General features: G+C 63.7%; 11 protein-coding genes. 5 read left to right on the top strand and 6 right to left on the bottom strand.

Annotation, left to right across the window (positions count from 1 at the left end; all coding sequences use genetic code 11):
* Positions 1-125: 125 nt before the first annotated feature.
* A complete protein-coding gene (locus tag KBA48_RS09535; RefSeq protein ID WP_292905586.1) occupies positions 126-2,609 on the top strand; it encodes a glycogen/starch/alpha-glucan phosphorylase in 2,484 nt (827 codons plus the stop codon).
* Between the two features lie 21 nt (positions 2,610-2,630).
* Here KBA48_RS09535 and KBA48_RS09540 read toward each other — a convergent pair whose 3' ends face one another.
* Positions 2,631-3,743, bottom strand: a complete 1,113-nt coding sequence (locus KBA48_RS09540; protein ID WP_292905588.1) for a TonB family protein — start codon at positions 3,741-3,743, stop codon at positions 2,631-2,633.
* A gap of 114 nt (positions 3,744-3,857) precedes the next feature.
* Complete coding sequence (locus tag KBA48_RS09545) at positions 3,858-4,817, bottom strand: tetratricopeptide repeat protein (protein ID WP_292905590.1); 960 nt, start codon at positions 4,815-4,817, stop codon at positions 3,858-3,860.
* Positions 4,818-5,382: 565 nt separating this feature from the next.
* Between KBA48_RS09545 and KBA48_RS09550 the strand changes: the two genes are divergently transcribed.
* From KBA48_RS09550 to KBA48_RS09565, 4 genes are all read left to right on the top strand, one after another.
* Entirely contained in the window at positions 5,383-7,164 is a 1,782-nt protein-coding gene (locus KBA48_RS09550; protein ID WP_292905592.1) for a DEAD/DEAH box helicase, read from the top strand.
* A gap of 120 nt (positions 7,165-7,284) precedes the next feature.
* Positions 7,285-8,901: a peptide chain release factor 3 gene (locus KBA48_RS09555; protein WP_292905594.1), complete on the top strand. Its 1,617-nt coding sequence runs from the start codon at positions 7,285-7,287 to the stop codon at positions 8,899-8,901.
* 90 nt (positions 8,902-8,991) lie between these two features.
* Entirely contained in the window at positions 8,992-9,477 is a 486-nt protein-coding gene (locus KBA48_RS09560; RefSeq protein ID WP_292905596.1) for a MarR family transcriptional regulator, read from the top strand.
* Positions 9,474-10,853, top strand: coding sequence for a serine hydrolase (locus KBA48_RS09565; RefSeq protein WP_292905598.1), 1,380 nt, complete (start codon positions 9,474-9,476; stop codon positions 10,851-10,853). Before KBA48_RS09560 ends, KBA48_RS09565 begins: the two co-directional genes overlap by 4 nt.
* 172 nt (positions 10,854-11,025) lie before the next feature.
* Here KBA48_RS09565 and KBA48_RS09570 read toward each other — a convergent pair whose 3' ends face one another.
* The 4 genes from KBA48_RS09570 to KBA48_RS09585 form a co-directional block, all read right to left on the bottom strand.
* Positions 11,026-11,496: a hypothetical protein gene (locus tag KBA48_RS09570; RefSeq protein WP_292905600.1), complete on the bottom strand. Its 471-nt coding sequence runs from the start codon at positions 11,494-11,496 to the stop codon at positions 11,026-11,028.
* 182 nt (positions 11,497-11,678) lie between these two features.
* Entirely contained in the window at positions 11,679-12,533 is an 855-nt protein-coding gene (gene rsmA / locus KBA48_RS09575; protein ID WP_292905602.1) for a 16S rRNA (adenine(1518)-N(6)/adenine(1519)-N(6))-dimethyltransferase RsmA, read from the bottom strand.
* Positions 12,526-13,548: a 4-hydroxythreonine-4-phosphate dehydrogenase PdxA gene (pdxA, locus tag KBA48_RS09580; protein WP_292905604.1), complete on the bottom strand. Its 1,023-nt coding sequence runs from the start codon at positions 13,546-13,548 to the stop codon at positions 12,526-12,528. Before pdxA ends, rsmA begins: the two co-directional genes overlap by 8 nt.
* Positions 13,549-13,551: 3 nt before the next feature.
* A complete protein-coding gene (locus tag KBA48_RS09585; RefSeq protein ID WP_292905606.1) occupies positions 13,552-14,874 on the bottom strand; it encodes a peptidylprolyl isomerase in 1,323 nt (440 codons plus the stop codon).

Raw genomic sequence — 14,874 nt, forward strand, 5'->3', positions numbered from 1 at the left:
GTAACAGTTTGCCCAGGCTCATAGCCAGGGACTGATCCCGCTTTTTTCCCATTGCCAAGCGGTCGGCGGCAAGGCGGAATGGTGACATCTTTCTGTCATCGCCGCTGTTGAAAGTCTGCCTACCCATGGATGCCCTTTACCGTTCGCGTGAAATTGGCCGCAAGGCTGAGGATGTGGATGCCCTGAAACGTTCCTTTCTGGAATGGCTGGTTTATTCGGTGGGCAAGGATGCCAAGACAGCGACGCGGCGCGACTGGTTCACCAGCGGCGCCCTTTCCGTGCGCGACCGTGTCGTGGATCGCTGGATGGACACGACACGCGGGGTTTATGCAGCCGATGCCAAGCGCATCTATTACTTCTCCATGGAATTCCTGATCGGCCGGCTTCTGTCCAACAATCTGGACAATCTGGGCCTGACGGAGGTTTGTCGGGAGGCGGTGGACCGGCTGGGCCTGCGGCTGGAGGAGGTGCTGGACGCCGAACCCGACCCGGCGCTGGGTAATGGCGGCCTGGGGCGGCTGGCGGCCTGCTTCCTGGACAGCATGGCGACCCAGCATCTGCCGGCCTATGGCTATGGCATCCGCTATGAATATGGCCTGTTCGAACAGCGTTTCGATCATGGATGGCAGGTGGAGTTCCCCGATAACTGGCTGCGTTTCGGCAACCCGTGGGAATTTGCCCGGCCGGAAGTGCTGTATCCCATCCATTTCCACGGCCATGTCGAAACCTATGTCGATGGCGCGGGGGTGGAGCGCCGCCGCTGGGCCGGCACCGAAACCGTCCATGCCATGGCATTCGACACGCCCGTCGTCGGTTACGGTGGCGAAACGATCAATACGTTGCGCCTGTGGTCCGCCCGCGCGATGAGCGATTTCGACTTCACCCGCTTCAATGACGGTGACTACCTGAAGGCAGTGGAAGGCAAGGTCCTGTCGGAAAACCTGTCGCGCGTGCTGTACCCCAACGACGCGACGGAGGTGGGCCGCGAACTGCGCTTCAAGCAGGAATATTTCTTCACCAGCGCGTCCATCCAGGACATCCTGCGCCGCTATATGCAGCACCATAAGGATTTCGATGCGCTTCCGGAAAAAGCGGCCATTCAGTTGAATGACACGCATCCGGCCATCGGCATCGCCGAATTGATGCGTATCCTGATCGATGTGCATGGGCTGGATTGGGACAAGGCCTGGGACATCACCCGCCGCACCTTCAGCTATACCAACCACACGCTGTTGCCCGAGGCGCTGGAAAGCTGGCCCGTCGGCATGATGGAACGGGTCCTGCCCCGGCATATGCAGATCATCTATGACATCAACGCCCGTTTCCTGCAGAGCATCTGGGGTCGTTCCGATGTCGATACGATCCGTCGCCTGTCCCTGATCGACGAAAATGGCGAAAGGCGGGTGCGTATGGGCGGGCTGGCCTTCCTGGGCAGCCACAAGGTCAATGGCGTGTCGGCCCTGCATACCGATTTGATGAAACAGACGGTGTTCGCCGATTACCATCGGGTCTTTCCCGACCGCATCACCAACAAGACCAACGGCATCACCCCGCGCCGCTGGCTGCATCAGGCCAACCCGGCCTTGTCACGCCTGATCAGCAGCCGGATCGGCGATGGCTGGATCACCGACCTGGAACAACTGGCCTTCCTGAAGGAAAGGGCAGGGGACGAAGTCTTCCGCGAGGAGTTCCGCCGGGCCAAGCGGCAGAACAAGAAACGTCTCGCCGCCTATATCGCCCGCCACCTGCATATCGATGTCGATGTCGACAGCATGTTCGATGTGCAGGTGAAGCGTATCCATGAATATAAGCGGCAATTGCTGAACCTGTTGCAGACTGTCGCGCTCTATAATGATATCCGGGACAATCCGAAGCGTGACTTCGTGCCGGTGACAAAGATCCTGGCCGGCAAGGCGGCCCCCGCCTATCACCAGGCCAAGCTGATCATCAAGCTGGCTAACGACATCGCCCGCGTCGTGAATAACGACCCGCTGGTGCGCGGGCGTCTGAAGCTGGTGATGCTGCCCAATTACAATGTCAGCCAGGCCGAAATCATCATGCCGGCGGCCGACCTGTCGGAACAGATTTCAACGGCGGGCATGGAGGCATCGGGCACCGGCAACATGAAGCTGGCCTTGAACGGCGCCCTGACCATCGGCACGCTGGACGGGGCCAATGTGGAAATTCGCGACCATGTGGGGGCCGACAATATCTTCATTTTCGGACTGAACGCGCAGGAGGTGCAGGAGCTGCGCCAGAATGGCGGATTCGACCCGCGCGCCGTCGTGGGCGCCAATCCCCATCTGAAACGTGCCCTGGACATGATCGGCGGCGGCGCCTTCAGCCCCGATGATCCGGGCCGGTTCCGCCCTATCGTCGATGCGCTGTTGCACGGCGACCATTTCCTGGTCACCGCCGATTTCGAGGATTACCGCAATACCCATGCGGCAGCCGTTTCGCTTTACCGCGATCCGGCGGAATGGATGGCCAAGGCCGTCTTGAACACAGCCGCCATGGGCTGGTTCTCCTCCGATCGCACCATCCTGGACTATGCGCGGGAAATCTGGAACGTGGCCCCGGTTCTGCCGGGTGGCGGCGACGCGGATTGACGCCGTAGCCGACGCGGAGTGTCAGTTGCTGCGTTTCAACCGGGTCCCCAATTCGGGCTTGTCGTTCTGGTACTGGTAGCGGAATGGCTGCTTGTGGGTGATCAATTCGCCTTCGTCACCGACCGGGGCCGATGGCTGGAAGCGCCATTCCCGGACGGCGTCAGAAGCCAGTGAGGCATATTGCGGGTTGCCCGATTTTTCCAGGATGCGGATTTCCTTCACCTTGCCATCCGCCGTTGAAACCTTGTATTCAATCAAGGCATAGCCGGCCAAGGCCAATTCAGAACCACCAGGGATGCGGGGCAGTTCCTGAAACAGGGGATTGGCGACACCGGCCTCAACCGGCAGGCCGCGTGTCGCCTCGACCATCTGATCCTCGCGAACCTGATCGCCGCGCTTATGCGCGATGAATGCCAGCATGCCATAGGTGGGACGCAGGATGGAGCCGATCGCATTTACCGACCGGTTCGGCTCCGCCCGTTCCGCTAGGGACAGGAAAAGCGGCTCCGCGTCCCCATATCGCTCCGTCTCCAGTGTCAGCAGCGCCTGTTCATAATCGACCATGAGGCGGACGGCATTGCCGGGTTCCAACTTGGCCACGATCTCGCTGGCCCGGTTCAGGTATTTCCGCGTTACCACGATATCCTGAATCTGTTTGAGATATCGTGCCTGATCCAGAAGGGCTTGGACCAATCCAAGGGAATCCTCGCCATAGTTCTTGGCATTGAGGGCGATCACGCGGTCCCGGGCATCACGGGCGGCGGGGAAGTCACCGATACGCTGGAAAGCCGCCGCCAACTGCGTGTACAGGCTGACCATGGTGGCATCGTCGTCACTGACATGCCGGCCCAACGCAGCGATCGACTTGCGAACCATGGAAGGCGTTTCACGCGGCCGTTCGGTCTGCAGGAAAATGTCGACGGCGTTCAGCAGCAACCTTTCATGACTGGTGGCCTTATAGGTGGGCGACTGTTCGTATAATTCCGCCGCCGTCCAGGCCAGGTCGAAGGCTTCCTTCAGGTTTCCTTCATTCATCTTGGCAACGGACGCTTTGTTGGCCTCCTGCCATGTCATGGCTGCGGCCGGCGGCGCCGACAGCAGCAGGAAACACAAGGCCAGCTTTGCCATACGCATGGAAACCCCCGGATGATATCACGCGATGGCACGATATCTCTCTCGGGGGTTTGCATTCAATAGCCGTTAAATCCGAAAAATTGCATGTCACAACATGCAATTCCCGAAACAATATCAGCTTGCGGCGTTGCCCACGCTTTGGCGCACGGTGATCAGGGACCCCGGTGTGCCGGGATTGGCAGTGGGCTGGAACCGCCAGTTCAGGACTGACTTGCTCATCATCGCCACATATTTCGGATCACCGGCGCTTTCGACGATCCGCACCTCCTTCACCTTGCCATCAGCGGTGGAGACGCGCAGTTCCATGGTGGCGGAACCGCTGACCGATCCGTCATTGATCTCCGGGACAGAACGGAACAGGGGCCGGGGGCCGCCCACATGCTGTGGCAGCCCACGCGTGGCCTCGACCATCCTGTCCTCGGTCTGCGGGTCGCCCTGGCGCTGGGCGATGAAGGCCAGCATGCCGTAACTGTCGCGGGCCAGGCTGCGCACGGCCACATTTTCCGACGTCTTGGCCTGACGGACGATGGAGCGGAACTGCGTGGCGGCTGCACTGTCGCGGCCGGCATCGATGGCCACCATCGCCTGTTCGAACTCCACCTGCAGGCGGATGGGGTGGTCCGGCGCCAGACCCTTGGTCAGGCCATCGATCCGGTCCAGGTAACGCTGTGCCGTCACGGGATCCCGGGCGGCCTTCGCGGACCGGACCAGTTCCAACTGCGCATTGATGCTGCCGACGGAATCGGCGCCGAAATTCTTCTCATACAGTGCCGCCACCCGTTCATAGGCGGTCTTGGCCCTGGCATTGTCGCCGAGCGCCAGATAGGCCTTGGCCAATTGCTCGTTCAACGCGATGGTTTCGGGCGCATCGGCCGGCGCATGCCGGCCGATGGCGGCCAGCGCCTTGTTCAGCATGTCCGGCGTTTTTTCCGGATTCTGGATCTGCAGGAAGATGTCGGCCGCGTTCAACAGCAGCCGTTCATGATTGCCGGCCTTGTAGTTGGGCGTCTTCTCGTAAAGTTCCGCCGCCTGCCAGGCCAAGTCGAAAGCCGGCTGCAGCTTCCCTTCGACCATCAAAGCGACAGAAGCCTTGTTGGCTTCCTGCCAAGTGCTCGCCGCGTGTACTGGAGAAGCCAGCAATAGCGCACAAGCCGCAACGGGGATCAATTTCGTTGCAAACATGCAACCTCCAGCAAATGTCAAGTAAAACCTGCGTGTAACTTACGCCGGTTCTCAATTGGGCTCAAGCCACGAAAGCGGGGGCGCTCAAAGTTCATGGATGTTCGATCTGCAAGACACGCTGCCCAGCCCTGCCGCCGGGCGGGGGCGATTTCGCTGGTGCAGTGGGCGGGGGATGGGCATAGTCCGCCCCGTACCGAGTGGCTGTGGGGCCCCCGGTGGCGACCCATGCCACCATCAAGATACGCCCCGAATGATGAAAGTCGGGTCGTGTCGCTGCCCATCACCTGATGATGGTGCCGCCCTTCGCTTTCCGAAACAGTCGAAGCCGCTCCCAGCGCAACCGCTGGCGCCGGGATGATCCCGTCGTCCGGCATCCCTTGCGCTCCACCCGCGTCCGGACCCTTGTCAAGGGCCGGCGGTGCGGAGCGTTTGGCTTTGTCCTAAGAAAGCACGTTCCTTGACCATTACTTTTTCCGAACTCGCCCTTCCCGCCGCACTGATGCAGGCCGTTGCCGAACTGGGCTATGTCACCCCGACCCCGATCCAGGCGCAGGCCATCCCGGCCGCCCTGGAAGGCAAGGATGTCGTCGCGTCCGCCAATACCGGCACCGGCAAGACGGCGGCCTTCGTGCTGCCGGCGCTGGCCCGTATCGCTGCGTCGGAGCGTCAAGCCGGCTCCTGGGGTCCGCGCGTCCTGGTGCTGACCCCCACCCGTGAACTGGCCAGCCAGGTGCTGGAGCAGGTTCGCCTTCTGTCGAAGTTCGGCCGCATCCAGACGGGCACCGTCCTTGGTGGCATGCCGTACCGCGCCCAGATCGAGATGCTGCGCCGCCGCGCCGACCTGATCGTCGCTACGCCGGGCCGTCTGATCGACCATCTCGAAAATGGCAAGGTCGATCTGTCCTGCGTTGAAATGCTGGTGCTGGACGAAGCCGACCGCATGCTGGACATGGGCTTCCGTGACGCGGTGGAACAGATTTCCAGTGCCTGCCCGGCCGAGCGTCAGACCCTGCTGTTCACCGCCACGCTGGACCGTACCGCCGAAAAGCTGGCCGCCAGCCTGACCAAGAATCCGGTGCGGGTTGATGTGGCCGGCAAGGCCGTCACCAACACCTCCATCGAACAGCGCTGGCTGCGCGCCGACGGGCTGGACCACAAGCACAAGCTGCTGGGTCGCCTGCTGGAGGATGAGGCGTTCGGCAAGGGCATCATCTTCATGGCCACCAAGGCCGATTGCGACGTGATGGCCGACCGCCTGTCCGAGCAGGGCCACCGCGCCATGCCGCTGCATGGCGACATGCAGCAGCGCGAGCGTAACCGCGTGGTGCAGTGGCTGCGTGACAGCCGCATCAATGTGCTGGTCGCTACCGACGTTGCCGCCCGCGGCATCGATATTTCCGACCTGTCCCACGTCATCAATTTCGATCTGCCGCGCGTCGCGGAAGATTATGTGCATCGTATCGGCCGCACCGGCCGCGCCGGTGCCACCGGCATCTCCTACAGCCTGTTCACCCGTCACGACCGCAATCTGGTCCGTGCGATTGAGCAGTATACGGGCCAGCCGCATATCCAGACCACCCTGCCGGGCCTGGAGCCGATGCCCGAGCCGGAGCGCAGCAAGTTCCGCCCCGCCGGTGCCAAGCCGTACGGCGCCCGCAGCAATCAGGCTGGCAAGCCCTATGGCAACAAGGGCGGCTATGGTGGCCAGCGTCGTGAAGGCGGCTGGGGTGGTGAGCGCCGCGAGGGTGGCTATCAGGGCGGTGAACGCCGTGACGGCGCCCAGGGTGGCGAGCGCGCCGAAGGCGGTTTCCGCGCCGAACGCCGTGAGGGTGGTTACCAGGGTGGCGAACAGCGTTCGCAAAGCGACCGTCTGGGCGGCTGGCAGGGGGAGCGCCGTGAGGGCGGTTTCCAGGGCGAGCGCCGTGAACGCCGTGACTTCCAGGGTGAAGGGCAGCAGCAGGGCGGTGAGCGCCCGCAGCGCGCCTGGGCTCCGGACACCAGCCCCGTGGCCGGTGAAGTCCGCACCCCGCATCCGCACAAGGCCAATCCCTACAAGCCGCATGCCGGCAAGGGCCGTCCCCACGGCCATGGCGGTGAAGGCCGCGCCGACTTCCGCGGCGATGCCGGTCACACCGGTGAAAAGCGCCGTGACTTCCGCGGCGAGCGCCAGGGTGAAGGCCGCGCCGAGGGCCGCGAGGGTGGGGCCACCCCGCTGCGCCGTCCGTTCCGGCAGGGCTGATAACTGATTGGGAAAGCCCCTCTCCCGCCGCTGGCCGGGGGAGGGGCTTTTTCATTTCATGTTTCGGCCCGTATCCGTTAATTCACCCACGCCTGCCTTTCCGTTTGCCGAGTAGCATCCATGCCCGACAACATTCTTGAAACCGAAGTCGCCAAGCGTCGTACCTTTGCCATCATCGCGCACCCTGACGCGGGTAAGACGACGTTGACGGAAAAGCTGCTGCTGTTCGGCGGGGCCATTCAGATGGCCGGCGCCGTGAAGGCGCGGGGCGAGCAGCGGCGGGCGCGTTCGGACTGGATGAAGGTGGAGCGGGAGCGCGGGATTTCGGTCACCGCCTCGGTGATGAATTTCGACTATGCCGACCGGACCTTCAATCTGGTGGATACGCCGGGCCACGAAGACTTTTCAGAAGACACCTATCGCACCCTGACCGCCGTCGACAGCGCCGTCATGGTCATCGACGCGGCCAAGGGCATCGAGGCACAGACGCGCAAGCTGTTCGAGGTGTGCCGCTTGCGTGACGTGCCGATCATCACCTTCGTCAACAAGATGGACCGCGAGGCGCGCGATCCGTTCGAACTGATGGACGAGGTGGAGCGTGACCTGCAGCTTGAGGTGACGCCCGCCTCCTGGCCCATCGGGTCGGGGTCGGATTTCCGGGGCTGTTACGATCTGATTCGCGATCGGTTGATCCTGATGGACCGCCGGTCGGGCGATGTGGCGACCGATGGCATTGAATGCCATGGCGTCGATGATCCCAAGATCGACGAACTGATCCCCGCCGATCAGGCGGCCAAGCTGCGCGAGGACGTAGCGATGGTGCGGGAACTGTGCCCGCCCTTCAATCTGGAGACCTACCGCGAGGGGCACCAGACGCCGGTCTTCTTCGGCTCCGCTATCAATAATTTCGGCGTGCGTGAGCTGCTGCTGGGGCTGGCCGAATATGCGCCGCCGCCGCGCCCACAGAAGGCGGATGGCCGCGAAGTGAACCCGGACGAGAGCAAGGTCACGGGCTTTGTGTTCAAGGTTCAGGCCAACATGGACCCCAACCATCGCGACCGCATCGCCTTTTTCCGCCTCTGCTCCGGCCATTTCAAGCGCGGGACAAAGCTGAAGCATATGCGCAGCGGCAAGATCCTGGCTGTGAACAATGCTGTGCTGTTCCTGGCGCGCGACCGCGAACTGGCCGAGGATGCGTTCCCCGGCGATATTATCGGCATCCCCAACCATGGCACGCTGCGCATCGGCGACACGCTGACCGAGGGTGAGGAACTGCGCTATACCGGCGTGCCCAGCTTCGCGCCGGAACTGCTGCAGCGTGTGCGCCTGGACGACCCGATGAAGGTGAAGCATCTGCGCAAGGCGCTGGAGCATTTCGCCGAGGAAGGCGCTTCCCAGGTGTTCAAGCCCGTGGTCGGCGCCGATTGGGTTGTCGGCGTGGTGGGCCAGCTTCAGTTCGAAGTCTTGGCCGCCCGCATCGAAGCCGAATATGGCATGAAGGCCCGGTTTGAGACCGCCGGCTATGACGCCGCCCGCTGGGTGGAAAGCGATGATCCGGTGGCGTTGAAAAACTTCATCGACAGCCGCCGTGCCGACATCGCCGAGGATCATGACGGTGCCCTGGTCTATCTGGCTCGCAATGGCTGGCAGTTGAACCGCGCGCAAGAAGATTTCCCCGAACTGCGCTTCCTGAAGACCCGCGAGCAGAACAAGAGCGTCACGACAGCGGCAGCCTAAGGGCTTTCCTTGACCCCTCGACCGGGAACCCGGTTGACGGGTCTTGTCACCCCATATATGTAGGTGCCTACATATATGGGGTAAGCGGCCATGGATTATGTAAAAGCGAAGGCCGGAGCCGCCATCGGCGCAAGGCTGCGCCGGCTGTCGGAACGGATCGACGGTGAGGCGACGCAGGCCTACGCGGCGCAAGGTGTCGTCTTCGAACAACGCTGGTTCGGGGTGCTGAACCAACTGGCGTTGAACGGCCCGATGAGTGTGGGTGAGTTGGCCCAGGCGCTGCGCATCACCCATGTCTCCGTCAGTCAGGCGCGCCTGTCGCTGGAGAAGGCTGGAATGATCCAACAAGAACCGGATGCTGCCGATGCGCGCCGGCGATTGCTGTCGCTGAGCGGGGCGGGCAGGGAACTTGTCACCCGGCTGGGCCCCCTCTGGGCGGCATTCGAGCAGGCATCGATGGAACTGGACCGGGAGGCCGGCGGGCTGGTCGAGATGCTGGACCGGTTGGAAGCGGCGCTGGACCGGCGGTCGCTATTCCACCGGGTAACGGCCATCTGCGGGGAGGGGCGGTCATGACCCTGTCCAGACGTATGGTGCTGACCGCCGCCCCGCTGATATTTGCCGGTCTTCCCCGTCTTGGGCACGCGGGGGCGTCGCGGGATTGGCTGACGCGGTGGCTCGACGCGTTCAATGCTGCGGACGCCTCGGCCTATCCGGATTTTGTGCGGGCCCATATTCCAACCCTGATTCCCTATCTGGATGATGATCTGGCGCTGCGCGAGGCAAGCGGCGGCTTCACTCTGCTGCACCGTGAGGAGACGGGACAGGGCGAGATCACGGCCTGGCTGCGGGACCGCAACTGGGACCGGTTTTCCAAGGTGGTGCTGAGCGTCTCGGACCAGCGGATTGAAGATCTGTCATTCCAGGGAGCGCCACCACCAGCGGATTATAAGGTGGAGCGTCTGGACGAGGGAGTGACCCTGGCCCTGCTGCGGACCAAGCTGCAAGAGGAAGCGGTGGCCGGCCGCTTCTCCGGCGCCGTCATGGTGGCCAGGGGGGGCAAGGTGCTGTTCCGGGAGGCCTATGGCACCATGGATGCGGAAAAGACGGCGGTAAGGCCGGACACGCGTTTCTGCATCGGATCGATGGGCAAGATGTTTACCGCCGTCGCGGTGCTGCAACTGGCGCAGCAAGGGCGGTTGCACCTGACCGATACGGTGGCGACCCTCTTGCCCGCCTATCCGGATACGCCCTTGGCCCGACAGGTGACGGTGCGCCATCTGCTGAGCCACACAGGCGGGACGGGAGATTTCTTTGGTCCGGACTATGAGGCGCACGCAGACGAATTGCAGACGCCGGCCGATTTCATCCCGTTGTTCGGTGGTCGGGAGACGGCATTTCCGCCCGGATCGCGCTGGGGCTACAGCAATTTCGGCTACATCCTGCTGGGTGCCATCATTGAGCGGGTGTCCGGTCTGGACTGGGCCGCCTATGAGCAGCGCCATGTCTTTCAGCCGGCGGGGATGGTGGCGACGTCGCCCCTGGCCGGCTTTGTCGATACGGCCACGCCCCTGACGGGCGCCATGCAGACAGGGCTGAAGCCCCTGGCCTTCTATAAGGGCCTCCCAGCAGGTGGAGGCTATTCAACCCTGGACGATCTGCACAGGTTCGGCCAAGCGCTGACCGGGGGCACCCTGCTGGACCCGCCGCATCTGGACCTGTTGACCCAGGGTGTGGTGCAGGCCGGCAGCGCGCAATGGGCGATGGGGCTGCGCGTGGCTCGGCGTAATGGCGTTTTCTGGTATGGACATGGGGGCAGTGCGCCGGGGGTGAATGGCGAGTTCGCCTGTTACCCGGCATCGAGATATCGGGTGACGGTATTGGCCAATCGCGGCCACCCGCACGCCGCGAACGTTGCGGAATTCATCGGTTCCCGCCTGCCGCCCACCTGATGGGGAGCGGCAGGCGCCGGGTTCAGAACACCCCCAGCAGATACAGAACGATGATCACGGGGATGGGGATACCCAGAGCCCAAAGCAGAATGCCGCGCATGTCCTTCTCCTTCCATGGTGGCGATGCCTTATGGAAAGAGAACGGCGGCGGGGGGCAAAGGTTCCCGCCGGGTCAGCGTGCGGCGATAGAGACGGTGATCGTATCGGCGTAGCTGCCCGCGACGGCATCGATCTTGGCCGGGACTTTGACATTGAAATTTCTGGTGGAGACGGTGCGTCTGGCGCTTGTGCGGGTCAGGACGACCGGTGCGGCCAGCGACTTGTCGCCGGAGTTATCATACCGGATCGTGTAGGGAACCTTGTTCCCCGAAGCATCCACCAGGGAACCGCCATTGGCGGAAATGATGCTGATCTTGAACCCATTCCCCAGATTGCACTTCTCCCCCACCTTGGCGATGGTCAGGCTGCCGGTGCCTTTCACCAGATTGATGCTGTTTGTATAGGTCTGGTTGATCTGAACAAAACAGATCGTCTCCATCGCCCCTTTCAGGGCAACATTGCCATTGGCAACCGCGGCCTGGGCGGAGAAGGCGCCCGCTAAAAGCGTGGCCACCGCCAGGAGAGGGCGGAGCGGATTGGACATGGGTAACAACCTCGGTTCGGTGGCCTTTTGGCCTTATCGGCGGAAGGCTCCGCCACCCCGGACCCAAGCAATGGTTGTGCCATCAGATTGATAGCTGCATACGGGGCAATGTCAGTCCGCACCGTGCATAACGAATTGCAGAATGCGAGAAATGGCTTTTGCAAAATGCGAGGAAAGGCACTTCAGTCAGCGCTGCGCGATGCTTTCCAGGCTTTGGCCAGGGCCACGAATCCCGCCACGTCGATCTCCTCCGCCCGGGCGGTGGGCGCGATGCCGACGGAGAGCAGCAGGGGTTCCGGTTCCTTCATCACCGATTTCAGGCTGGCGCGCAGCATCTTGCGCCGCTGACCGAAGGCGGCCCCCACCAGCGCCTCCATGGTGGCGAACTCGGGATCATCGGCCGGGCGGTCGCGCGGGGCCAGATGCACAACGGCACTATCCACCTTGGGCGGCGGCGTGAAGGCGCGGGCCGGCAGATCATAGAGGTTCCGGCAATGGGCCAGCCATTGCGCCATCACGGCCAGACGGCCATAGGCATCGGTGCGCGTGCCCGCCACAATGCGGTCGGCCACTTCCTTCTGGAACATCAGCGTCAGCGACCGGTATTCGGCGATCCGCTTCAACCAGCCGATCAGCAATGGGGTCCCGACATTGTAGGGCAGGTTGGAAACGACGGCGCGGGGGGCGGGCACCAGATCGACCGGGTCGACGGTCAGGGCGTCCGCTTCGATCAGGCGCAACCGGCCGGCCGACGCCTCCACCACATCGGCTAGGGCGGCGGCAAAACGCGGGTCGCGTTCGACGGCGGTGATGCTGGCGGCGGGGCTTTCCACCAAGGCGCGGGTCAGGCCACCGGGGCCGGGCCCGACCTCCACGATATTCACGCCGGTAAAGTCGCCTGCCTCGCGCACGATGCGGCGGGTGACGTTCAGGTCCAGCAGGAAATGCTGACCGAAGGCCTTCTTGGCCGCCAGATCATGGGTAGCGATGATTTCGCGCAGGGGCGGCAGGTGGGATAGGTCGCGACCGTCACTCATGGGACATACTCGGTTGCCGGCGGGCGGCGATGCGGGAAGCGGCATGCAGGGCGGCGATCAGGCTGCTGGCATTGGCGGACCCCGTGCCGGCCAGCGACAGGGCCGTGCCATGGTCGGGCGAGGTGCGCACAAACGGCAGGCCCAGCGTGATATTCACGCCCGTATCGAAATCCAGCGTCTTCAGCGGGATCAGCCCCTGGTCGTGATACATGCAGACTACGGCGTCATAGCGGGCGCGCGCCCCGGCATGAAACAAGGTGTCGGCGGGGAAGGGGCCGGCGGCATCGATGCCGTCCGCTCGCAACCGGGCCACGGCGGGGGCGATCACCTCGATCTCCTCCCGCCCCATGGCGCCATTTTCACCGGCATGGGGGTTGAGCGCGGCCACAGCAAGACGCGGACGGGCGATGCCGAAATCGGATTTCAGCGCCGCATCGGTAACGCGGGCGACATGCAGAATGGCATCCGACGTCAGATACTGCGCCACATCCTTCACCGCGACATGGATGGTGGCCAGCACAACGCGCAACCCGCCGCCTTCCAGCAGCATGACGGTCCCGTCATCGGGCAGGCCCGCCAGATGCGCCAGATATTCGGTATGGCCCGGCCAGCGAAAGCCACAGGCATAAAGGGCGCTTTTCTGAATGGGATTGGTGACCAGGCCCGAGAGCCTGCCGGCCCGTGACAGGGCGACGGTCCGGTCGATGGCGGCGATCACCGCCGATCCATTGGCGGGATCGGGCTTGCCATAGGTCACGGGGGCGGGCAGGGGGATGGGCAGAACGGGCAGGCGATCGGCGAACAGGTCGGCCACCTGATGCAGTTGCCCCTCCTCCACCATTACCAGCGGTACGTCAAACCCCAGCCGTTCAGCCAGGGCAGCGATACGGTCGGGGTCGTCCAGCAAGACGAAGGGCGGCACCGATGCCGCCCCGCGTTCCATCCAGGCCTTCAGGGCGATGTCGCCGCCGATGCCTGCCGGTTCCCCCATGGTCAGGCCCAGCGGCGCCGCCATGGTTCACATCCTGGTCTCAATGGTGGCGTTGCGGCGCAGGTCGCGCAGATAGCGGCGCTGCTGCAAATCCATGCGTTCCTGGTACAGCATGTTGCGCACCTGATCGGGCGGCGGCAGGCTGCCTTCGGGCACGACACGATCGCAGACCATCAACAGCATGGCGCCACGGTCGGTCATCAGGGGTGCCGTCGCCTGACCGACACCCAGGGCACCGACCAGATCGGCGATCTGCTGCGGAACGTCGCCCAGCTTGGTCAGCGGCTGGGTGAAGACCTGGGCGCCCGGCACCTGCTGCGTCGCCTGTTCCAGCGCCTCGCAGCCCTTGGCCTGCTCGCTCACCTGCTTGGCAACGTCGAAGGCAGCGTCCTGCTGCGCCTGTGCCGGTCCGGCGATGGGAACCACGAACTGCCGGATGGCGATCTGGATATTCTTCGGATCGCCGGCGGCGACGATACGCTGATCCCGCAGCCACAGGATGTGATAGCCGGCGGACCCGCGGATGGGCCGGGAGAACTGACCCTTCTGCATCTGCTGCAGGGAACGGTCCAGGTTCTCCTCCAACTGGCCCTGCTGGATCCAGCCCAGATCGCCGCCATTGGCGGCACCGGCCGATTGCGAGAACTGGCGCGCCACGGCGCTGAAATTTGCGCCACGGCCGATCTGTTCGACCAGACGCTCACCCAGACGCTGCACTTCCGGCTCGCTGGCGGCGTTGTCGACGGCCAGGAAAATCTCGGCGACCTGATATTCCGGCTTGCCGGCATTGGCACGGATACGTTCGATATAGGCATTGACCTCGCTGTCGGGCACCGTCACCTGCTGACGCACCACGCGCTGGACCACCTTGCTCCAGGCGATCTGGGCCAGCATCTGCTGGCGCATGGTGATCCAGGGCACGCCGGCCTGCGCCAGCGCGGCCTTCAACTGCTCGATATCCATGCGGTTGCGCTGCGCCGCCGCTTCAAGGTCGTCGTTGAGCTCATCCTCGGTGACCGACAGGTTGCGTTCCCGCGCCTCCTGGATCTGCAACGCCTCGTCCGTCAGCAGCCGGATGACCTGCGGCAGCAGGCGCTGGCGCGTCTCGGCATTGTCGGGCAGGCCGGAGGAAATGATGGCCAGTTGCAGACGGCCTTCCACGTCGGCGACCGTGATCGGCTCCTCGTTCACCACGGCGGCGATACGGCCAAGCTGGCCCTGCGCCCCGTTGGCGCCTTGGGCGTGCCCGGGCATCGGGCCGGACAGCAGGGCGATGGACAGGGCGGTCGCCCCCAGGAGGGCGTTGCGCGCAAGGCTTTTCATGGTCGGTCGGGTCACATTCTGCGTCAT

It is taken from the genome of Niveispirillum sp. (genome assembly GCF_017996735.1).
In the GTDB taxonomy this organism is placed as follows: Bacteria; Pseudomonadota; Alphaproteobacteria; order Azospirillales; family Azospirillaceae; genus Niveispirillum.

Bases quoted from the DNA above. Each gene is read 5' to 3' on its own strand.
- KBA48_RS09570 (WP_292905600.1), bottom strand. From the start codon at position 11,496: ATGTCCAATCCGCTCCGCCCTCTCCTGGCGGTGGCCACGCTTTTAGCG.
- KBA48_RS09545 (WP_292905590.1), bottom strand. From the start codon at position 4,817: ATGGTCGAAGGGAAGCTGCAGCCGGCTTTCGACTTGGCCTGGCAGGCG.
- rsmA (WP_292905602.1), bottom strand. From the start codon at position 12,533: ATGAGTGACGGTCGCGACCTATCCCACCTGCCGCCCCTGCGCGAAATC.
- KBA48_RS09535 (WP_292905586.1), top strand. From the start codon at position 126: ATGGATGCCCTTTACCGTTCGCGTGAAATTGGCCGCAAGGCTGAGGAT.
- KBA48_RS09560 (WP_292905596.1), top strand. From the start codon at position 8,992: ATGGATTATGTAAAAGCGAAGGCCGGAGCCGCCATCGGCGCAAGGCTG.
- KBA48_RS09540 (WP_292905588.1), bottom strand. From the start codon at position 3,743: ATGCGTATGGCAAAGCTGGCCTTGTGTTTCCTGCTGCTGTCGGCGCCG.
- pdxA (WP_292905604.1), bottom strand. From the start codon at position 13,548: ATGGCGGCGCCGCTGGGCCTGACCATGGGGGAACCGGCAGGCATCGGC.
- KBA48_RS09565 (WP_292905598.1), top strand. From the start codon at position 9,474: ATGACCCTGTCCAGACGTATGGTGCTGACCGCCGCCCCGCTGATATTT.
- KBA48_RS09555 (WP_292905594.1), top strand. From the start codon at position 7,285: ATGCCCGACAACATTCTTGAAACCGAAGTCGCCAAGCGTCGTACCTTT.
- KBA48_RS09585 (WP_292905606.1), bottom strand. From the start codon at position 14,874: ATGACGCAGAATGTGACCCGACCGACCATGAAAAGCCTTGCGCGCAAC.